Here is a 19,414-nt window from a genome sequence, read left to right as displayed (position 1 = left end):
TTTGTATAGTATATATATGAAAATTACAAAAATAATCAGTAGTTTACTTGCTCTTGGAGCTTTACTCATGCTTTTACCAGCTTGCCAGAATTTTAAAAAGACGCAACTGGTCTTGTTTGAATCCCTTTCTTTCGGTATGCCTGTTAAATCCTTTGAAGAAGTATTTGGAGAGGCTAGCCAAGTGGTGGAAGAAGAGGAAATGGCCTATCGCGATACTTGGCGTGCAGAAGACCCTTATTTCTATAAAACAGGCCGCCTTTTCTATGATTACGAAAATATTTCTTTGAAGGGCTATACAGGTCGAGTAAGATTCACATTTTCAAAATCGCATCGTTTGGAAGAAGCGACAGCTCATATTCCTGTAGCTTCAAAAGGGGAGCAACAAGCAGTGCTCAACAATCTATCCCAGACTATAAAAAAAGAACTTGAAGCTCTTCCAGATTACCAGTCTATGACCACTGATCCGGTAGGACTATACGATGACGGTTATCGTTACAAGATCAAATTGAAAGGACAACAGTGGGAACTCTGGGTCGATGTCTATCCGACAGAAGATGAATATGCTGAAAAAACTGAAGCCAATAAGTATATGATTCGAGTGGATCAATTTCTCATGTATCCATAAGCAGGAAAATTTTTTTACAATGTTTGCGAGCTACTAGTTTCAAACTCTAAACTTTTTTCTCTTTTATGAATATGTTATAATAGTCCGTGCTGTGGCTGTGATGACGAACAGACTCAATTGGAGAGAATATGAGGAGAAGATGAAAGAAAAAGGATTCTGGGAAGGTGCACAGGCAGCCATGCCAACGGCCCTTGGTTATGTCAGTATCGGACTGGCCTGTGGGATTATTGGCGCGCCCTATGTGACACCTGTTGAGATGGGCTTGATGAGCCTCTTTGTTTATGCTGGGAGCGCCCAGTTTGCCATGTTGGCACTGATTGCGGTACAAGCGCCTGTCGCAGCCATTGCTATGACGGTCTTTTTGATCAACTTGCGACTCTTTTTGCTGAGCTTACATGCATCGACCTATTTCCGTCATACTAGTCTCTGGCAAAATATCGGCATGTCCAGTCTCCTGACAGATGAGACCTATGGGGTTTTGATGGGAGAATTAGCCCATACAGACAAGGTCAATCCTATGTGGATGCACGGGAACAATCTCAATAGTTATATAGCCTGGTTTATTGGGACAGTTGCGGGGACAGCTTTAGGTGGGCTTCTTCCAAATCCTGAGGTCTTTGGATTAGACTTTGCCCTTGTTGGGATGTTTATCGGGATTTTTACCTCGCAATTTCAGATTATGCAAAGACGGGTTCCTGTACGGAATCTGCTGCTGATCCTAGCCGTTGTTGCGGTGTCCTTCTTTTTGCTCTTGACAGTGGTGTCTCAGTCGCTAGCTGTTCTTTTTGCGACCTTGCTAGGTTGTACCATGGGGGTGGTCTTAGATGGTCAGTAAATATCTTTTGTTAGCCGTTATCTTTTCAGGCCTAGTGACTTGGATTCCCCGCATGATTCCCTTCATCTTGGTTAAGTACAAGGGGTTGCCAGCTATCGTTGAGCGTTTTTTGAAGTTCTTGCCTGTTTCCATTATCTTTGCCTTGATCCTTTCAAGCGTAGTGACTGGCAAGGTTGGCAGCCTTCCTCAGATCAAATGGCTGGACTTTTTAGCAGTCTTTCCAACGGCTTGGGTAGCCTTTCGCTACCGCAATCTAGTGGGTACGGTTCTTTTTGGAGTGGTCTTGGTTGCAGTCTTGCGTTTGGTTTTTTAAATCAGTCATAGAAAAAACTTATCACCGATATAGATATCATATAATGGCGTAAATTTCTTTTTTTTGTTAAGATAATACAGTATTCTATTTTGGAGGAAATGACATGAAAAAAATCGTTAAATATTCATCTCTTGCTGCCCTAGGGCTTGTTGCCACAGGTCTACTAGCAGCGTGCTCAGGTGGAGATAAGAAAGATGCAGCATCAGGTGAAGCAACATCAGGTAAAAAAGAAATCGTCGTAGCAACTAACGGTTCACCAAAGCCATTTATCTATGAAGAAAATGGTGAATTGACTGGTTACGAGATTGAAGTGGTTCGCGCGATCTTTAAAGACTCAGACAAGTATACTGTCAAGTTTGAAAAGACAGAGTGGTCAGGGATTTTCCCAGGACTTGATAGTGACCGTTATCAAATGGCTGTTAACAACCTTAGCTATACCAAAGAACGTGCAGAAAAATACCTTTACGCAGCTCCAACTGCTAAAAACCCTAACGTTCTCGTTGTGAAGAAAGACGACGATAGCATCAAATCGCTCGATGATATCGGTGGAAAATCTACTGAAGTCGTTCAAGGAACAACCTCAGCTAAACAATTGGAAGCATATAACACAGAACATGCAGACAATCCAACGGTTCTTAACTACACCAAGGCAGATTTCCAACAAATCATGTCTCGTTTGAGTGATGGACAATTTGACTACAAGATTTTTGATAAGATTGGTGTTGAGACAGTTATCAAAAACCAAGGTTTGGACAATTTGAAAGTCATCGAACTTCCAAGCGACCAACAACCTTATGTTTACCCACTACTTGCTAAAGGTCAAGATGAGTTGAAATCATTTGTGGACAAACGCATCCAAGAACTCTACAAAGATGGAACACTTGAAAAATTGTCTAAACAGTTCTTCGGGGACACTTACCTACCAGCAGAAGCTGATATTAAATAGTCGTATGAAATCATCCAGTCTGAGAAAGGCGGATGATTTCTCAATTTTTAGGTATATAGTTTCAAACTATAGGTCTTCCTATCTATTAACAATTTGCGAAATCAAATAAAGTATGAGATACTATTACGGTATTATTTTTAAAGGAGATGGAATCATGAAAATTAAAAAATGGCTCGGTGTAGCAGCGCTTGCTACAGTCGCAGGTTTGGCTCTTGCAGCTTGCGGAAATTCAGAAAAGAAAGCAGACAGTGAAACAGTTGTTAAAATTGCAACAGTTAACCGTAGCGGTTCTGAAGAAGCACGTTGGGATAAAGTTCAAGAATTGGTGAAGAAAGATGGTATTAAATTGGAATTCACAGAGTTCACAGACTACTCTCAACCAAACAAAGCAACTGCTGATGGCGAAGTAGACTTGAATGCTTTCCAACACTACAACTTCTTGAACAACTGGAACAAAGAAAACGGGAAAGATCTTGTAGCGATTGCAGATACGTACATCTCACCAATCCGCCTTTACTCAGGTAAAAATGGAGAAGAAAACAAGTACACCAAAGTGGAAGAAATCCCAGATAATGGTGAAATTGCCGTACCAAACGATGCAACAAACGAAAGCCGTGCGCTTTACTTGCTTCAATCAGCTGGCTTGATCAAATTGGATGTTTCTGGAACTGCACTTGCAACAGTTGCTAACATCAAAGAAAATCCAAAGAACTTGAAAATTACTGAATTGGACGCTAGCCAAACAGCTCGTTCATTGTCATCAGTTGATGCTGCCGTTGTAAACAATACCTTCGTTACAGAAGCAAAATTGGACTACAAGAAAGCACTCTTCAAAGAACAAGCTGATGAAAATTCAAAACAATGGTACAACATCATCGTTGCGAAAAAAGATTGGGAATCATCACCTAAAGCTGATGCCATCAAGAAAATTATCGCAGCTTACCACACTGATGAAGTGAAAAAAGTTATCGAAGAAACATCAGACGGTTTGGATCAACCAGTTTGGTAATAAGAAACAGGGAGGTGGGAGAGAAAATTCCACCTCTTGCTTTTGTATAGAGCATGGATTGTAAAAAAGACTATAGGTTCATAGAAAGGTAGAGAGAATATGGTTTTTTCTAGCGAACAAGAACAGATTGAAAAATTTGAAAAGGATCATGTAGCCCAGCATTATTTTGAAGTCTTGCGCACCTTAATTTCCAAGAAATCAGTCTTTGCCCAGCGGGTCGGGCTCAAGGAAGTCGCAAACTATCTGGGTGAGATTTTCCAGCGTGTGGGAGCTGAAGTCGAGATTGATGAGAGCTACACGGCGCCTTTTGTCATGGCACATTTCAAGAGTTCGCGTCCGGATGCCAAGACCTTGATTTTCTATAACCACTATGACACTGTGCCGGCGGATGGTGACCAGGTGTGGACAGAGGATCCTTTTACCCTTTCTGTGCGAAATGGCTTTATGTATGGACGTGGGGTTGACGACGACAAGGGCCATATCACGGCTCGTTTGAGTGCTCTGAGAAAGTATATGCAGCACCATGATGACCTGCCAGTCAATATCAGTTTTATCATGGAAGGGGCAGAGGAGTCTGCTTCTATGGATTTAGATAAGTATTTAGAGAAACACGCTGACAAACTCCGTGGAGCAGATTTGCTGGTTTGGGAGCAAGGAACTAAAAATGCCTTGGAGCAGTTAGAAATTTCTGGTGGAAACAAGGGAATCGTGACCTTTGATGCCAAGGTGAAAAGTGCGGATGTGGATATCCACTCGAGTTATGGTGGTGTCGTGGAGTCAGCGCCGTGGTATCTTATCCAGGCCTTAAGTAGTCTGCGTGCAGCAGATGGTCGTATCTTGGTGGAGGGCTTGTACGAGGATGTTCAAGAGCCGAATGAACGGGAACTAGCTTTGGTGGATACCTATGCACAAGGCAGTCCAGAGGAAATCAGTCGCATTTACGGCTTGGAATTGCCTCTCTTACAAGAGGAGCGCGTTGCTTTTCTAAAACGATTCTTTTTTGAACCAGCTCTCAATATCGAAGGAATCCAGTCTGGTTATCAAGGGCAAGGGGTTAAAACGATTTTGCCAGCAGAAGCCAGTGCTAAGCTAGAGGTTCGTTTGGTTCCTGGCCTAGAACCGCATGATGTTCTGGAAAAAATTCGGAAACAGCTAGACAAAAATGGCTTTGATAAGGTAGAATTATACTATACCTTGGGAGAGATGAGCTATCGAAGCGATATGAGCGCACCTGCCATTCTCAATGTGATCGAGTTGGCCAAGAAATTCTATCCACAGGGCGTTTCAGTCTTGCCGACTACAGCAGGGACAGGACCTATGCATACGGTCTTTGACGCCCTAGAGGTACCTATGGTAGCCTTCGGTTTAGGGAATGCCAATAGCCGAGACCACGGTGGAGATGAAAACGTGCGGATCGCCGATTACTACACCCATATTGAATTAGTAGAGGAGCTGATTAGAAGCTATGAGTAGAGATATTATCAAGTTAGATCAGATCGATGTGACTTTTCACCAAAAGAAGAGAACCATCACAGCAGTCAAGGATGTGACCATTCACATCCAAGAAGGGGATATCTACGGAATCGTTGGATATTCTGGAGCAGGAAAATCCACTCTAGTCCGGGTGATTAACCTCCTGCAAAAACCATCCGCAGGGAAAATTACCATTGACGACGATGTGATTTTTGATGGTAAGGTGACCTTGACGGCAGAGCAGTTGCGTCGCAAACGTCAAGATATCGGGATGATTTTCCAGCATTTCAACCTCATGAGTCAAAAAACAGCAGAGGAAAATGTAGCCTTTGCCCTTAAACACTCTGGACTCAGCAAGGAAGAAAAGAAAGCAAAAGTTGCTAAGTTGTTGGACTTGGTTGGCTTGGCAGACCGTGCTGAAAACTACCCTTCTCAACTATCTGGTGGGCAAAAACAGCGTGTGGCCATTGCACGTGCTTTGGCCAATGATCCAAAAATCTTGATTTCAGATGAGTCAACGTCTGCTCTTGACCCTAAGACAACCAAGCAAATCCTAGCCTTGTTGCAAGATTTGAACCAAAAATTAGGCTTGACCGTTGTCCTGATTACACACGAAATGCAGATTGTCAAAGACATCGCCAATCGTGTGGCAGTCATGCAGGATGGCCGTTTGATTGAAGAAGGCAGTGTTCTTGAAATCTTCTCAGACCCCAAACAACCTTTGACTCAGGACTTTATCTCAACAGCGACAGGTATTGATGAAGCAATGGTTAAGATTGAGAAGCAAGAAATCGTAGAGCACTTATCTGAGAACAGTATCTTAGTGCAGCTCAAGTATGCAGGGGCTTCGACAGACGAGCCACTTTTGAATGAATTGTACAAGCGTTACCAAGTAACGGCTAATATCCTTTATGGAAATATCGAAATTCTCGATGGCACTCCTGTTGGAGAATTGGTTGTGGTCTTGTCAGGTGAAAAAGCAGCGCTAGCAGGTGCTCAAGATGCCATCCGTCAAGCGGGTGTCCAGTTAAAAGTATTGAAGGGAGAACAGTAAGATGACAGACTTGATTCAAACTTACTTACCAAATGTCTATAAAATGGGCTGGGCTGGTCAAGCAGGCTGGGGAACGGCTATCTACCTAACTCTTTATATGACAGTTCTTTCCTTCATCATCGGAGGGTTCTTGGGGCTGGTGGCAGGTCTTTTCCTCGTCTTGACAGCACCAGGCGGTGTCTTGGAAAATAAGGTTATCTTTTGGATTTTAGACAAGATTACCTCTATTTTTCGTGCGGTTCCCTTCATCATCCTCTTGGCAATCATGTCGCCACTTTCTCACTTGATTGTGAAGACTAGTATCGGGCCAAATGCAGCCCTTGTCCCCCTTTCTTTTGCAGTCTTTGCCTTCTTTGCCCGTCAGGTGCAGGTTGTTTTGGCTGAGCTGGATGGCGGTGTCATTGAGGCGGCTCAAGCGAGCGGAGCGACCTTCTGGGATATCGTGGGTGTTTACCTATCAGAAGGTCTTCCAGATTTGATTCGTGTGACGACGGTGACCTTGATTTCCCTTGTTGGGGAAACAGCCATGGCCGGTGCGGTTGGTGCTGGTGGTATCGGTAACGTGGCCATTGCCTATGGGTTTAACCGCTACAATCACGATGTGACCATCTTGGCGACTATCATTATCATCTTGATTATCTTTGCAATCCAGTTCTTGGGAGATTTCTTGACCAAGAAATTAAGTCATAAATAAATGGAAGGAGCCCAACGAGACTCCTTTTTGTTTTCTTACCGAAATGCAAGAAGAGTAAAGTTTCTTTTTAGAAATATGCTATAATAAAGAAAGGCCTCTCAATTAGCAAATCGGAAAGTTTGCTGTAGGAGGGATGATAATGTAAAGGAGTTTGTCTGGTATGAATTATTTTGAGGGGAATGAGTTTTTCCTTCTCTTGTTTGCAGTTTTATTGATTGGTTTTGTGGTAAACTTTTTTGAGAAACGTAAGGACTACTATATTTTGGCGCTCTCCCTCTTATTTGCAGGAGCTATTTATGGCAAGAGTAGAGCAATGATTGTCTATTTACTCGCCTTTGTCATTTACCAATATTCTCTAGTTTTTCTAGCACAGAGGATAGAAGCAAAGCGACTGAAACCACTGGTTTTTCTTTCCATTCTTCCTTTGGTGATCAATAAAGTCTTTGCCTTGACTTCTCTGCATTTGTTGGCCTTTATTGGAATTTCTTACATGTCCTTTAAGACCATTCAGATTATGCTAGAAATATCGGATGGCTTGATTAAAGAAAAAATCAGTGTAAAAGATTATTTACAGTTTTTGCTCTTTTTTCCAACAGTTAGTGCTGGTCCGATTGATCGGAGTAGGAGATTTTTAAAAGAGATAAACGATGTCATGCCTCGAAAAGAGTATCTAGAATTAGCAGGGGACGGTGTGTATCGTATCGTTCTAGGCCTTCTTTACAAGGTTGTTTTGTCAACCTATGTGTACCAGATATTACTCGCTCTAAGCAATACTGGCACAGTCGTTTACTCAATTAAATATATGTACCTTTACACCCTGTATCTATTCTTCGACTTTGCAGGCTATAGTCTAATGGCCGTTGGAAGTAGTAATATTCTAGGTATTCAGACACCGATGAACTTTAACAAACCTTTCTTGAGTGTTGATATCAAGGATTTCTGGACTAGATGGCATATTACCTTGTCGACCTGGTTGAGAGATTTTGTATTTTCAAGAGTATTGATGCAGGTTATCAGGAAAAAATGGTTTAAAAACAGGCTACACAATGCAACCTATGCCTATATGGTCAATATGTTGGTCATGGGTTTTTGGCATGGTCTTAGTGTTAGCTACATTCTTTATGGTTTTTACCATGGTGTCTTGATGGCTGGATTTGAAGTGTATCAAAAGAAAAGCAATTTTTATAAGAAAAATAAAAATAAAAACTGGTATAAGCTACTAAGTTGGTTTGTAACCATGAATTTGGTTATGATTGGTTTCTTTATCTTTTCAGGTGAACCCTATAAAATCTTACTTACGATTTTAAAGAGATAAGAGATTGAAAAGAAGTCTGCCAGACCGAAGGGATAGGATAAAACGAGATGATTAAATTAAAAGCATTTTTACTATCGCTTGTGCTCGTAATTGCGACGCTTGCCCTTTTAAATGTGACGTATGTCAAGAAGATTGATGATTATTATAAAGTCAAGGATAACAGTATTCGTTATAGCACCTCGTATGAAAAGTATAAAAGTAGAGATATTATAACAAGCAATATCACCCCCAATACACTGGTTCTAATGGGTTCTTCAGAGTTGGTTGCGACGATAAATGAAGACTATCATCCAAATAAAATTTTTAACTACAACGATTTTAATATCATGCAGATTGGGACTAGTTATTCTCAAAACATCATTCAGGCTACGACCTTGGGCTCTATTGAAGGATCTATGAGTAAGCGAAAAGTAGCTATAGTCGAGTCGGTTCAGTGGTTTGAAAAAGATGGGACCCATCAAGATGCCTTTTTGAACAAGGCTTCTCAGGAACATATTTTCCACATGCTAGATAATGACAAGATTAGTAAAGAAACGAAAGAAAAACTAATCAATCGCATTATCGAGATTACCAAGGGGAACAAGCAACAAAATGACATCTACAAAAAATACAAAAGTTATTTCATAGATGGAAAAGGAACCATTGTTGATAAAAAACTATTAGAGTTTGAAAACGCGATGTATTCCTTTAAGCTCAAACAGACTTTTTATCAAAAACATGCCAAATCAGATTATCCTTCGCTAGGAGACAAAACCCCAGACTATGATTGGGAAAAGATGATGGATCAGTTTGTGGAAGAGGTCAAAAAGAAAACAGACAATAATGACTATGCTGTTGATAATAACTACTACAATACTTACTTAAAAGATCGCTATGCATCGCTAAAAGATTCCAATAAAGATTTGAGCTACCTAGAGTCACCTGAATATTCAGATATGGAACTTTTCTTGACAGTTGCTAAGGAATTGGGAATTGAAGTTGAGGTTATTATTTTCCCAGTAAACGGGAAATGGAATGACTATACTGGTGTCTCAAGAGAGATGCGAGAAAAAACTTATAAAAAAATAGAAGATGTCGCAAAAAGCCATGGTGCAACCGTATTAAACTATGGAAACAGAGAGTATGATGATTACTTTTTATTTGACGTGATGCACGTTGGAGTGAAAGGATGGATGGAAGTTGAAAAAGAACTTTACAAATTTGCAAACCAAGCTAACTAACACACATCGTTTAATCTTGTGGACACTATTTTTTTATACGGTTATCTTGAGCATCGTGATTTACTGTTTTGTGACCGATTTTTCGAATATTCAAGAATTTATCTATAGTGAATTCTAAGATTGTATACAAAAAGGCCCTGGAACTAGGCATAGCTAGTCTTCAGGGCTTTTACCTTATAGTTTATCAGCTATTTTTTGACTTAGAAATTGCCCAACCACAGCCCCCATCAAGGCACCTAGGAGGATGCTTGAAACAAAGAGAAGGATTTTGTCCAACTCTGGAGCGACCATGATACGGTCAATGTATTCTTGGGATTTTCCACGCGCGAGTAAGGTGGCCACGTAAGCTTTGGGACGGATCCACATGAGGAAGATAGGACCACTTGTGCTAAAAGCAAAAACGAGGAAGGATAGGGTGTTTTTGATTCGATCTCTGTAGTTGCCGAGACGAGCGATGGCATCTGCTGCAAGACCACAGGCGAGTCCTGGGAGAAAGGCACCAGCGCCATGCTTGCTAGCTAGGAAGAAAAGTGCCATAAAAAGTCCTAGAGTTGTAATAGCGCCAAAACGAGGGACCTTCGTCAAAAGAAGCATGTAGACACTGCCACCGACAAGGGCAGAAAAGGCAGGCGCGTAGAACATATTGCCTGTCTGGTCGACCAGGTGTCCTAGGAAGACTCCAATCCCCACACAGAGAAAGTAGAGGACGGCGGCTAAGAGGGTGGTTAAGATATTTTTCTTCATGAGAAACTCCTTGATGCGAATTAACAAAACCAATTGTATCACGCTTTTTGAGGATTGTAAATGGAAACTCTATATTTTTGAAAACGCTTGAAATATGATATAATGGTTACATTGTTAGTTTAAGGAGAGTAACATGGGAAAATTTCTAGAATTCGTCTTTAATCGTATCTTTTTGGGAATGATTGCGACAGCTTATTTCTGGCTATTAACACTAGCAGGAGGAGTGGTCTTTGGTTTGGCACCAGCTAGTGCAACTCTTATGAGTTTGTATGCGGAGCATGGGTATACCTATCGAGCATACCATTTGAAGGAAGCTTGGGAATTGTATAAGAGCAATTTTGTCAAGAGTAATCTAGCTTTCTATAGTTTTGTGTTTGTGGATCTTGTCCTAGTTTATGGTCTGTATCTTCTAGTTCAATTGCCCCACCAGACGATTTTCCACCTCTTGGCGACCTTTCTCAATGTCCTTGTAGTGGCTCTTGTCTTTCTAGCCTACACTGTTTCCTTGAAACTTCAGGTGTACTTTGATTTATCCTACCAAAATACCTTGAAACTGTCCCTTATCGGGATTTTCATGAGCCTACCTGCGATTGCCAAGGTTTTACTCGGGTCAGCTCTCCTTGTAGGAGTTGGTTATTATATGCCTGCCTTGCTCTTTTTTGTAGGAATTGGAATGTGGCATTTCTTTATCAGTGATATGTTGGAACCTATTTATGAAAGTATCCATGAAAAATTGGCGACAAAATAGAATGAAGCAGTTTTGGCTTCACTCTCTTTTACGGATTTATAGTTTGGTTATGATCGTGGTCATTGCCAGTTTTGCGATTATGCTATCGTATGCTGACTGGGATTCACGTGAGAAAGAAGCCCAACGGGTTGCAGAACGTGTGACCACTCGGACAGTGAGTGAAGTGGAATATTATCACAGAGAGTCAACCCAACTTGCTCAGTCTTTGGTTGAAAATCAGGCCCGCATCGAAGGGATTTACAAGTATTTCAGTCTTAGCACCCCAGACTATTTCTACTGGCAATTAGAGCGTAAAACTTCGCCTTATATTTCTGTATCCTTGTATGAAAATATTGATAATATCTATGTTCGGAATGATTTTGTGACTGGAGTGGCTATTGTCCTTCAGGACTATAAGGAAGTGTATGTTTCGACTAGAGAAAAACGCAGCGGGGAGAAAGTCCCTGCGGAGGATTTTAAGCCGACAGCCAACAGTTTTGCCATTCCCGTTTCTGATCCTGTGTCTGACAAGGATTTAGGAGTGATCTATATCTCCTTATCGCCAGATGTTCTCCATGGCGCTATTGACAATACAAGGGGCCATATCCCGATGGCTGTAACAGTAACTTCTCCTTTTGAGACCGAGATGTTCCATATTGGGGAGAAGGTATCAGCCGAGCGAGAAAACTGGTTTGTAGGTGTCACCTCTCACGGTTATCAGGTTCGAGCTGCTGTTCCTAAAAATTTTGTTCTTACTGGAACTTTGACGAGTTCAGCTATCATTATTGGGCTAAGTATCCTCTTTATCATCATTTTGTACGTGACCCTTAGACAGACTTTCTCAAATTACCAAAAACAAGTCGTAGACCTAGTAGATTCGATAGAGGTGATTGCTCAAGGAGAAGAAGGCCTTCGAATCGATACCTCTGAAAAAGACCAAGAGTTGCTTCTCATTGCAGAAACAACCAATGATATGTTGGATCGCCTGGAAAAAAATATCCACGATATCTATCAGCTAGAGCTCAGTCAAAAAGATGCCAATATGCGAGCTCTGCAGGCTCAAATTAATCCTCACTTTATGTACAATACTCTGGAGTTTTTACGGATGTATGCCGTCATGCAAAGTCAGGATGAACTGGCAGATATTATCTATGAATTTAGTAGCTTGTTACGCAACAATATCTCCGACGAGCGGGAAACCACGTTGAAGCAAGAGTTGGAATTCTGCCGAAAATATAGCTATCTCTGTATGGTGCGTTATCCTAAATCCATTGCTTATGGTTTCAAGATTGCACCAGAATTGGAAGAAATGAGAATTCCAAAATTTACACTCCAACCATTAGTAGAAAACTACTTTGCCCATGGTGTTGATCATCGCAGAACAGATAATGTCATCAGTATCAAAGCCTTGAAGGGCCAAGGATTCGTTGAAATCCTAGTAGTAGATAATGGTCGAGGAATGCCCGCTGAGAAACTAGCTAGCTTGCAAGAAAAATTAACTCAGAGAAGTTTTGAACACGAAGCAAGCTATAGTGGGGAGCGGCAATCAATTGGAATAGTAAATGTACACGAACGCTTTGTTCTCTACTTTGGGGATCGCTACCAAATCAGTGTAGAGTCAGCTGAGCAAGAAGGTGTTCGTTACCATATCACTATCCAGGATGAATAGAAAGGGTAGAAATGTATAAAGTTTTATTAGTAGACGATGAGTACATGGTGACAGAGGGGCTCAAGCGATTAATCCCCTTTGAAAAATGGGATATGCAAGTCGTCGCAACAGCTAATCACGCAGATGATGCTTTGGACTATGTTAAGAAAAATCCAGTAGATGTGGTCATTTCCGATGTCAACATGCCAGATAAGACCGGACTTGAGATGATTAGGGAAATGAAAGAGCTACTTCCAGATACCTATTATATCTTGCTGTCTGGTTATCAGGAGTTTGACTACGTCAAAAAAGCCATGAACCTTAGTGTCGTGGATTATCTGGTCAAGCCAGTAGACAAGGTAGAGTTGGGCAATTTATTAGAAAAAATTGCGCAACAGCTTCAGGAAAAGGTGGAGCAAAGTCAGACCCTTAGTCAAGAATTGGATGAGACAGGATTTACGAACTACCTGTCAGGTAAAGACAGCTGGTGGATAGGACTTTCAAAGGAAAAGCAGGGGTCTTTTACCATTCCTTACTATGTTTTGGGGCAAGACTGGCAGATTTTCATCTCTGATCAGCCACTAGATGGCATCGTCGTGACGCCATTTGAAGCACCCTTCCAGCAGTCCTTTGAGAATTGGAAGATTAATGCTGAAAAAGCCCTCTTCTACGGTTCAGTTAATTTAGAAAAATCCGAGAGTTTATTTGCCTATTACGAGCCGATTTATCGGGTGATTATCCAAGGGAATATCAATCAAATCATCGAAGAATTAACCCTACTAGAGAAGGTTGTTTTGGAGAATACTCCGCGAGTGGCCATCACGAAGCAACTTTTCACTCAGTTTGTCATGGACGTCTTTCATTTGTTTGAACACCTAAAAGCAGATGATATGACCGAGATTGTCAAAGCCATCCATGCCATTAACTCCTTTGAAGAATTGGTTGCCTATATCAAAGAAACCTTGACCAAGTTCTTTGGCCAGTACCGCATGAATGAAAATGTGGTGAGCGTTCTGGAGGTGATTGGGCGTGATTATCAGAAAGAGCTCTCGCTCAAGGATATCAGCAAGGATCTCTTTATCAATCCTGTCTATCTCGGTCAGCTAATCAAGAGAGAAACCAATTCAACCTTTGCGGAATTGCTCAATAAACAGCGAATTAAGGCGGCGCAGCAACTCTTACTTTCGACCAGTGATAGCATCGAAGATATTTGCTATGCAGTTGGCTATAGTAATGTTGGATATTTCTACAAGGTTTTCCGTAAATTGTGCGGAAAATCACCGAAAGCTTATCGGAAACAAGTTGAAACCAGCTTGTAAAAGTTGTATTCCTGTACAAAAAATGCTATAATGTTCAAAATATCTTATGGAGGAAAACATGAAAAAGAATCCTATTTATCTTTGGGTCTTGTTAGTCCTATCAGCCCTCATTTCATCTATGTCATTATTTGGAATCTTGAGTCCATTGCCAAGTAAAGATGTGCTTCGTGCTAGCCTGGCGAATAGCGGGATGCTTACTGCTCAGCAATTAGAAGACACAGTCAACTATACTTACCAAGTAACAGCGTCATCGCACTCTATTTTTAATATGTTGTTGATTGTTTTATCTGCAATTTTAGTTGTAGTAGCTTTTGTATTTCTCCTACGTAAAAATGTGCAATTCGCAAACTATGCTTATATTGGCTATGTTCTACTAGCGATTGTTGGTTTGGTTTATAGCTATATGAACGTTCAAGATGCGGTTCAATTAATCAAAGATTCTACCCTCGTCCTAGGAATGGGAGCATTAGCAAAAGGGACGGATATTTTGTTCATCATTATCAATGTTCTCTTTTTAGCCTTAGTCTTTTACAAGATGTGGCGCCAGCAAAAGGATTTGACCGAAGAAGTCGAAGCAGAAGAAGTTGCCTAAGTATTGACAAAAAAGAACTATCAAGTTACAATCTTGGTAGTTCTTTTTTAAATCGTAAACAAAAAATCGAGGTCAACATGAAAAAAATATCCCTAGTGTATATCAGTCTGAGTGGGAATACAGAGAGTTTTGTAACCCGACTCAAGGACTATCTCTTGTCTCAGTATGAGGGAATTGAGGTCCAAAAAATCCATATCAAGGATTTGGTCAAGGAAGGCCAAGAATTCTTTGAAATGGAACATCCCTATGTCGCTTTCTTGCCGACCTATCTGGAAGGTGGAAATGGTGTCGATAACGGCGATGTTGAGATTCTTACGACTCCAGTGGGTGACTTTATCGCCTATGGAGACAATGCTAGTAAGTGTTTTGGCGTAGTGGGATCTGGTAATCGCAATTTTAATAACCAATACTGTTTGACTGCCAAGCAGTACAGTCAGCGCTTTGGTTTCCCAGTTTTGGCTGATTTTGAAATGCGTGGTATGCTGGGAGATATCAAGAAGGTTGCTGGGATCATTGCAGAGCTCTACGAGCTTGAGGTTTCGTAAGAGGAAGATTTTCTAAGCTAGAGTTAAGCTAGAGTTTTGTTCTATGGATAAAGGATTTACTTCAAAAGGGAACAATCGAAATGAGTAAACTACAGAGATCATTTTTAAAGTATATAAAACGCAAACCAAGCTTCAAGGATATTCTGCTATGCAGTGCCTTGCTACTTTTAGCGATTACTCTGATGCAGTTATCCGCGAACTTTCTTGATGAAAGTTTGTCAGAATACGGAACCATGGCATCACTAGGAATAGTTATACTGGTGGGAATCTTAGTTATCAGGAAAAAATAGAAAAGGACTCGAGATGAAGATTCTTCTCGAGTCCTTTTATTATTTGTGAATTTCGTCAACGATTTCTTTTGCAATTGGAATTCCTAAACGGTAGCTTTTATTGATGTAGTCGATGACATCATTGATGTTTTCTATCGTTTGAATCTTCTCTTCAATAGTTGTACGAAAAGCTTGGCCTTTTAATAGTTGGTCTTGAAGCAGTCTCTGAAGTTTCTCTTTTTCATATTTATTGACAAGAAATAGAAAAATAAAGTAGTACTGAGGGGCAGTTGAGATTTTCAACTGCTTTTTGGATGCAGAAAAAGCACCCAGACGAGGGTGCTGCTTTGTGAACTAACCTGCTTTTCCGATGGCAAGTGCATAGATAAAGAAGATGGCAAATCCAAAGAGGAAAATCAATCCTACAATAGCGAGGAGTTTCAACCAAGAAGGAAGATTTTTATTCTCACGTGTCACTAAAACATAGTTCAAAAGAGCGAAGAATGGTGTTGTCAGGAAAGAACCAATCATGGCGAAGCGGAGCATGGTTGAAACTTGACCAGCAAAGAACTTGATGATGACGATACCGATGATAGCGGTAATGGTCATCCAGATGTTCAAAGATTTGCTATCATCCTCTTTTTGACTTAACAAGAGTCGTAGGGAAACCTGATTAACGCGGGAATAGCCATCGATAACAGTAATGACTGTTCCAAAGATACAGAGAAAGGCGATGAAGGTGATCAAATAACGGGACCATTCTCCAAGAACAGAGGCATACATACCCACGAATTGAGAGATGTATTTGGCTGAAGCGGCTTCAACTGCTTGTCCTGTAGGATACTGAATGAGTGCTCCGAGTGCTACAAAGAATACAGCCAGGATAGCAGTTCCAATGTAACCAACGTTAAAGTCGAAAAGGGCGTCCTCTGTATTAAAGTTGACAGTCTTTTTCTTTTCAGCAGACCAGAGTGAGTTGATGGCTGAAATTTCAATAGGGGCAGGCATCCATCCTAGGAGGGAAACGATAAAAGGCAGGGCTGCCATTTGCCAAGGTGTCTTCTCGACAAAATCAGAGCTGTATTCTGGATGCTTAATTGCCGCAATGATAACTGCAAGAACAGTTGCAATGGTCAAAGCAGACATGATCCATTTTGCCATACCATCCAACAGTTTGTAGCCACCAAAGAGTAGCATGGCCCAAATGACTGCAACAAGGATAAGGGACCATTGAGTGATGCTAAGACCAATCATTGGAAAAGCACTAGCAATGATGGCTGAGCACAGGATAGCGACCCCGGCTGTATTGACCATAGCAGAGAAAACATTGAGGATAAAGAAAATCCAGAGATAGAACTTGCCTTTTTCAGCGTAGCCTTCGACCAAGGTTTTGCCAGTGTCGGCAGTATATTCGGCACCAAAACGGAAAAATGGATATTTAAAAACATTGGCCAAGATAACTAAGAGGAGTAGTGACCAACCATAAGAACCACCAGCTTGAGTGGAGGATACGATGTGCGAACCTCCAACGGCGGCAGAAGCCATTAGGATACCTGGCCCCATTGCCTTTAGTTTGCTTGTCCAGGTTGACTGGCTTGATAAAGTAACTTGTGACATAATAGATGCTCCCGTTTTTGAATTTTCAGAATAATCTGAATAGGTAGCTTCTATTTTACAAAAAACTTAAAAGAAATGCAAGAATATTTTGAAAAAAGTTGGAAAGTTCTGAAAAAATTACAACAATCATATGAAAACAACTGTGGCTGTTTCAAGGGGGTGATGTTGACTAGGGCCAATAAAAATCCGGGAAGAAAGCTTCTCGGATTTCGGTTATTTCAATTGATCTGTGACGTCTTTTGAGAGCAACATTCCCAGATGGTAAGTTTTATTGATATGTGCAATGACATCATTGATATTTTCAGTCGTGTGAATTTTCTCTTTGATATCAGCCTTAAATATTTCATCCTTCAAGAGTTGCTCTTGGTAGAGCTTTTGAAGTCTTTCCTTCTCGTACTTATTGAGCAGAAAAAGGAAAACCAAGCTAATTATAACGAGGATATAAGCATATTGGCTCATAGGAAATCTCCATGTATGATAAAGAAATAGTAGTGAATAGATCGAATTAGTAAAGCGCCTATCCAAATCACCGTAGTTACGACGTCATGGACTCTAAATCGATTATATTTAGGGGTCATGACTAGTGAAGCAGTTAGCTAGTCTGCATATAAGCGGCTAGCGTCTAACAATTAGGAACTTTAGTTCCAATTGTTAGTACTGAATCACATCTTCTCTGGTGCTTCTACTCCGAGCAAACGAAGAGCTTCTTTGAGGACCACTGCGGTTGCGTAGCTGAGAGCCAGACGACTGTCACGCTCATGACTTTCATCTAGGATACGTGTATGTGCATAATATTTGTTAAAGGCTTGAGCCAAACTAATCGCAAATTTCGCAATGATAGAAGGTTCAAAGTTATCTGCTGCACGATTGATAATACGTGGGAAGTCTTGAAGTAGTTTAATAATTTCCCAGCTTTCAACATCATTCAGGCTGTAGTTGCCAGCTGTATCTGGTTTGAAATCGGCTTTGCGTAAGATAGATTGGATACGAGCGTAGGCGTATTGAACGTAAGGTCCAGTTTCCCCTTCAAAGGATACCATAGTTTCAAGGTCGAAGTCATATCCATTTGTACGGTCGGTCTTAAGATCATAGAACTTGATAGCCCCAACTCCAACAGCGTGGGCAACCTGGTCTTTATTTTCTAACTCAGGATTTTTCGCTTCGATTTGTGCCTTGGCACGACTAACAGCCTCTGCAATAGTAGGCTCTAGCAAGATGACATTTCCTTTACGAGTAGAGAGTTTTTTCCCTTCTTTTGTTACCAATCCAAACGGAACATGGACAATGTCTTGGCTCCAATCGTAGCCCATCTCTTGTAGTACTGCCTTGAGTTGTTTGAAGTGGGCAGATTGCTCTTGACCAACAACATAAATGGATTTTGCAAATTGGTATTCGTTTTTACGGTAAAGGGCTGCAGCCAAGTCACGTGTGATATAGAGAGTTGCACCATCAGATTTTTTGATAAGGGCTGGATGTTCAATTCCATATTTCTCAAGATTGACAACTTGAGCCCCTTCTGACTCAACAAGAAGTCCTTTTTCAGCGAGAATGTCTACAACAGCATCCATCTTATCGTTGTAAAAGGCTTCCCCGTTGTAGCTGTCAAAATCAACCTTCAATTCATTGTAAAGGCGGTTGAATTCCACTAAACTTTCATCACGGAACCATTGCCAGAGAGCGAGGGCTTCCTCATCTCCATTTTCCAGTTTACGGAACCATTCGCGTGCTTCTTCATCTAAGCTAGGGTCTTTTTCAGCTTCAGCATTGATGCGAACGTAGAGTTTAAGAAGTTCATCGATTGGATGCGCTTTAACGGCTTCCTCATTTCCCCATTTCTTGTAGGCAACGATCAACATTCCAAACTGTTTGCCCCAGTCTCCTAGGTGGTTGACCTTGACCGTTTGATAACCGATTTTTTGGAAAATATGTGACAAGCTATCTCCGATAACTGTTGAACGCAAGTGCCCAATAGAGAATGGTTTTGCGATATTGGGACTAGACATGTCGATAACGACATTTTCTTGCTTGCCAATGGTTTGGTCGGCATAGTGTTCTTTTTCAGTGATGACATCCTGTAATACCTGAGCCGAAATAGCACTTTTATCAAGGAAAAAGTTGACGTAAGGTCCTGTTGCGACAACCTTTTCAAAGGCTTGACTATTGATTTTTTCAGCAATATCTGCTGCAATCATTTGCGGAGCTTTACGCTCGACCTTTGCTAGAGAAAAGGCAGGGAAGGCGATGTCTCCCATTTCTGAGTTTTTAGGTGTTTCCAGTAAATTTAAAATAGCCTCTTGATCCAGGCTATCAATGACGCTAGCCAACTCGCTAGCAATCAATTCTTTTGTATTCATAAGGGCTCCTTTTTGGACTTTTCTACTATTTTATCACAATTTACTACATTTTTTGAGAAAGAAGAGAATTTTTTTGAATTCTCTATTTTTTTTGGTATAATTTAGTTATAAAATA

20 protein-coding genes are annotated in these 19,414 nt (G+C 41.0%); 15 read left to right on the top strand and 5 right to left on the bottom strand.

Annotated features, from left to right (window positions below; genetic code table 11):
* The first annotated feature begins 16 nt into the window (after positions 1 to 16).
* The 10 genes from I2H52_RS07140 (at position 17) to dltD (ending at position 9,484) form a co-directional block, all read left to right on the top strand.
* Positions 17 to 625: a hypothetical protein gene (locus tag I2H52_RS07140; protein WP_045617846.1), complete on the top strand. Its 609-nt coding sequence runs from the start codon at positions 17 to 19 to the stop codon at positions 623 to 625.
* Positions 626 to 764: 139 nt separating this feature from the next.
* The gene (locus I2H52_RS07135; RefSeq protein WP_080980337.1) at positions 765 to 1,460 is read left to right on the top strand and encodes an AzlC family ABC transporter permease; all 696 of its coding nucleotides are present in this window, start codon (positions 765 to 767) and stop codon (positions 1,458 to 1,460) included.
* Entirely contained in the window at positions 1,450 to 1,773 is a 324-nt protein-coding gene (locus tag I2H52_RS07130; RefSeq protein ID WP_033605725.1) for an AzlD domain-containing protein, read from the top strand. The genes I2H52_RS07135 and I2H52_RS07130 overlap by 11 nt, the downstream gene beginning before the upstream one ends.
* Positions 1,774 to 1,876: 103 nt before the next feature.
* Positions 1,877 to 2,719, top strand: coding sequence for an amino acid ABC transporter substrate-binding protein (locus I2H52_RS07125; protein ID WP_049536862.1), 843 nt, complete (start codon positions 1,877 to 1,879; stop codon positions 2,717 to 2,719).
* A 154-nt stretch (positions 2,720 to 2,873) separates the two neighbouring features.
* A complete protein-coding gene (locus I2H52_RS07120; protein WP_195594846.1) occupies positions 2,874 to 3,728 on the top strand; it encodes a MetQ/NlpA family ABC transporter substrate-binding protein in 855 nt (284 codons plus the stop codon).
* Positions 3,729 to 3,827: 99 nt separating this feature from the next.
* Positions 3,828 to 5,201 (top strand): M20 family metallopeptidase, encoded by a 1,374-nt coding sequence (locus I2H52_RS07115; RefSeq protein ID WP_195594844.1) that lies wholly within the window; start codon positions 3,828 to 3,830, stop codon positions 5,199 to 5,201.
* On the top strand, positions 5,194 to 6,255 hold the full coding sequence (locus I2H52_RS07110; RefSeq protein WP_195594841.1) for a methionine ABC transporter ATP-binding protein: 1,062 nt from the start codon (positions 5,194 to 5,196) through the stop codon (positions 6,253 to 6,255). The genes I2H52_RS07115 and I2H52_RS07110 overlap by 8 nt, the downstream gene beginning before the upstream one ends.
* Position 6,256: 1 nt before the next feature.
* On the top strand, positions 6,257 to 6,949 hold the full coding sequence (locus tag I2H52_RS07105; RefSeq protein ID WP_195594839.1) for a methionine ABC transporter permease: 693 nt from the start codon (positions 6,257 to 6,259) through the stop codon (positions 6,947 to 6,949).
* A 160-nt stretch (positions 6,950 to 7,109) separates the two neighbouring features.
* Positions 7,110 to 8,264, top strand: a complete 1,155-nt coding sequence (gene dltB, locus I2H52_RS07100) for a D-alanyl-lipoteichoic acid biosynthesis protein DltB (RefSeq protein WP_195594837.1) — start codon at positions 7,110 to 7,112, stop codon at positions 8,262 to 8,264.
* A 47-nt stretch (positions 8,265 to 8,311) separates the two neighbouring features.
* The gene (dltD, locus tag I2H52_RS07095) at positions 8,312 to 9,484 is read left to right on the top strand and encodes a D-alanyl-lipoteichoic acid biosynthesis protein DltD (protein ID WP_195594835.1); all 1,173 of its coding nucleotides are present in this window, start codon (positions 8,312 to 8,314) and stop codon (positions 9,482 to 9,484) included.
* Between the two features lie 174 nt (positions 9,485 to 9,658).
* On the opposite strand, the gene I2H52_RS07090 is transcribed toward dltD, so the two are convergent.
* Complete coding sequence (locus tag I2H52_RS07090) at positions 9,659 to 10,228, bottom strand: MptD family putative ECF transporter S component (RefSeq protein WP_084852791.1); 570 nt, start codon at positions 10,226 to 10,228, stop codon at positions 9,659 to 9,661.
* A gap of 133 nt (positions 10,229 to 10,361) precedes the next feature.
* On the opposite strand from I2H52_RS07090, the gene I2H52_RS07085 reads away from it, so the two are divergent.
* The 5 genes from I2H52_RS07085 (at position 10,362) to nrdI (ending at position 15,059) form a co-directional block, all read left to right on the top strand.
* Positions 10,362 to 10,976 carry a YesL family protein gene (locus I2H52_RS07085; RefSeq protein ID WP_000514460.1) on the top strand — a complete coding sequence of 205 codons (615 nt, stop codon included), beginning with the start codon at positions 10,362 to 10,364 and terminating at the stop codon, positions 10,974 to 10,976.
* A complete protein-coding gene (locus tag I2H52_RS07080; RefSeq protein WP_195594834.1) occupies positions 10,954 to 12,624 on the top strand; it encodes a sensor histidine kinase in 1,671 nt (556 codons plus the stop codon). Before I2H52_RS07085 ends, I2H52_RS07080 begins: the two co-directional genes overlap by 23 nt.
* 11 nt (positions 12,625 to 12,635) lie before the next feature.
* Positions 12,636 to 13,922 (top strand): response regulator transcription factor, encoded by a 1,287-nt coding sequence (locus I2H52_RS07075; RefSeq protein ID WP_045617835.1) that lies wholly within the window; start codon positions 12,636 to 12,638, stop codon positions 13,920 to 13,922.
* A gap of 58 nt (positions 13,923 to 13,980) precedes the next feature.
* Positions 13,981 to 14,514: a hypothetical protein gene (locus I2H52_RS07070; RefSeq protein WP_045617834.1), complete on the top strand. Its 534-nt coding sequence runs from the start codon at positions 13,981 to 13,983 to the stop codon at positions 14,512 to 14,514.
* Positions 14,515 to 14,591: 77 nt separating this feature from the next.
* Positions 14,592 to 15,059, top strand: coding sequence for a class Ib ribonucleoside-diphosphate reductase assembly flavoprotein NrdI (nrdI, locus tag I2H52_RS07065; protein WP_045617832.1), 468 nt, complete (start codon positions 14,592 to 14,594; stop codon positions 15,057 to 15,059).
* A gap of 329 nt (positions 15,060 to 15,388) precedes the next feature.
* Here nrdI and I2H52_RS07060 read toward each other — a convergent pair whose 3' ends face one another.
* The 4 genes from I2H52_RS07060 to argS all read right to left on the bottom strand — a co-directional run bounded on the left by I2H52_RS07060 (position 15,389) and on the right by argS (position 19,299).
* Positions 15,389 to 15,631 (bottom strand): hypothetical protein, encoded by a 243-nt coding sequence (locus I2H52_RS07060; protein ID WP_045617831.1) that lies wholly within the window; start codon positions 15,629 to 15,631, stop codon positions 15,389 to 15,391.
* A 51-nt stretch (positions 15,632 to 15,682) separates the two neighbouring features.
* Positions 15,683 to 16,945, bottom strand: a complete 1,263-nt coding sequence (locus tag I2H52_RS07055) for an NRAMP family divalent metal transporter (protein ID WP_045617829.1) — start codon at positions 16,943 to 16,945, stop codon at positions 15,683 to 15,685.
* A 213-nt stretch (positions 16,946 to 17,158) separates the two neighbouring features.
* Complete coding sequence (locus I2H52_RS07050; RefSeq protein ID WP_045617828.1) at positions 17,159 to 17,404, bottom strand: hypothetical protein; 246 nt, start codon at positions 17,402 to 17,404, stop codon at positions 17,159 to 17,161.
* A 203-nt stretch (positions 17,405 to 17,607) separates the two neighbouring features.
* A complete protein-coding gene (gene argS, locus I2H52_RS07045; RefSeq protein WP_195594833.1) occupies positions 17,608 to 19,299 on the bottom strand; it encodes an arginine--tRNA ligase in 1,692 nt (563 codons plus the stop codon).
* Positions 19,300 to 19,414: the final 115 nt, after the last annotated feature.

Source organism: Streptococcus oralis, from assembly GCF_015561235.1.
In the GTDB taxonomy this organism is placed as follows: Bacteria; Bacillota; Bacilli; order Lactobacillales; family Streptococcaceae; genus Streptococcus; species Streptococcus oralis_BK.
Note: the sequence above shows the minus strand (reverse complement) of the source record. Positions and strands in the feature narration are given on the sequence as shown.

What these genes read in the sequence shown, in the direction of transcription:
- I2H52_RS07125 (WP_049536862.1), top strand. Translation starts at nt 1,877, where the DNA reads ATGAAAAAAATCGTTAAATATTCATCTCTTGCTGCCCTAGGGCTTGTT.
- I2H52_RS07120 (WP_195594846.1), top strand. Translation starts at nt 2,874, where the DNA reads ATGAAAATTAAAAAATGGCTCGGTGTAGCAGCGCTTGCTACAGTCGCA.
- dltD (WP_195594835.1), top strand. Translation starts at nt 8,312, where the DNA reads ATGATTAAATTAAAAGCATTTTTACTATCGCTTGTGCTCGTAATTGCG.
- dltB (WP_195594837.1), top strand. Translation starts at nt 7,110, where the DNA reads ATGAATTATTTTGAGGGGAATGAGTTTTTCCTTCTCTTGTTTGCAGTT.
- I2H52_RS07070 (WP_045617834.1), top strand. Translation starts at nt 13,981, where the DNA reads ATGAAAAAGAATCCTATTTATCTTTGGGTCTTGTTAGTCCTATCAGCC.
- I2H52_RS07135 (WP_080980337.1), top strand. Translation starts at nt 765, where the DNA reads ATGAAAGAAAAAGGATTCTGGGAAGGTGCACAGGCAGCCATGCCAACG.
- I2H52_RS07130 (WP_033605725.1), top strand. Translation starts at nt 1,450, where the DNA reads ATGGTCAGTAAATATCTTTTGTTAGCCGTTATCTTTTCAGGCCTAGTG.
- I2H52_RS07055 (WP_045617829.1), bottom strand. Translation starts at nt 16,945, where the DNA reads ATGTCACAAGTTACTTTATCAAGCCAGTCAACCTGGACAAGCAAACTA.
- I2H52_RS07080 (WP_195594834.1), top strand. Translation starts at nt 10,954, where the DNA reads ATGAAAAATTGGCGACAAAATAGAATGAAGCAGTTTTGGCTTCACTCT.
- I2H52_RS07115 (WP_195594844.1), top strand. Translation starts at nt 3,828, where the DNA reads ATGGTTTTTTCTAGCGAACAAGAACAGATTGAAAAATTTGAAAAGGAT.
- I2H52_RS07140 (WP_045617846.1), top strand. Translation starts at nt 17, where the DNA reads ATGAAAATTACAAAAATAATCAGTAGTTTACTTGCTCTTGGAGCTTTA.
- I2H52_RS07110 (WP_195594841.1), top strand. Translation starts at nt 5,194, where the DNA reads ATGAGTAGAGATATTATCAAGTTAGATCAGATCGATGTGACTTTTCAC.
- I2H52_RS07085 (WP_000514460.1), top strand. Translation starts at nt 10,362, where the DNA reads ATGGGAAAATTTCTAGAATTCGTCTTTAATCGTATCTTTTTGGGAATG.
- nrdI (WP_045617832.1), top strand. Translation starts at nt 14,592, where the DNA reads ATGAAAAAAATATCCCTAGTGTATATCAGTCTGAGTGGGAATACAGAG.
- I2H52_RS07050 (WP_045617828.1), bottom strand. Translation starts at nt 17,404, where the DNA reads ATGAGCCAATATGCTTATATCCTCGTTATAATTAGCTTGGTTTTCCTT.
- I2H52_RS07075 (WP_045617835.1), top strand. Translation starts at nt 12,636, where the DNA reads ATGTATAAAGTTTTATTAGTAGACGATGAGTACATGGTGACAGAGGGG.
- I2H52_RS07090 (WP_084852791.1), bottom strand. Translation starts at nt 10,228, where the DNA reads ATGAAGAAAAATATCTTAACCACCCTCTTAGCCGCCGTCCTCTACTTT.
- argS (WP_195594833.1), bottom strand. Translation starts at nt 19,299, where the DNA reads ATGAATACAAAAGAATTGATTGCTAGCGAGTTGGCTAGCGTCATTGAT.
- I2H52_RS07105 (WP_195594839.1), top strand. Translation starts at nt 6,257, where the DNA reads ATGACAGACTTGATTCAAACTTACTTACCAAATGTCTATAAAATGGGC.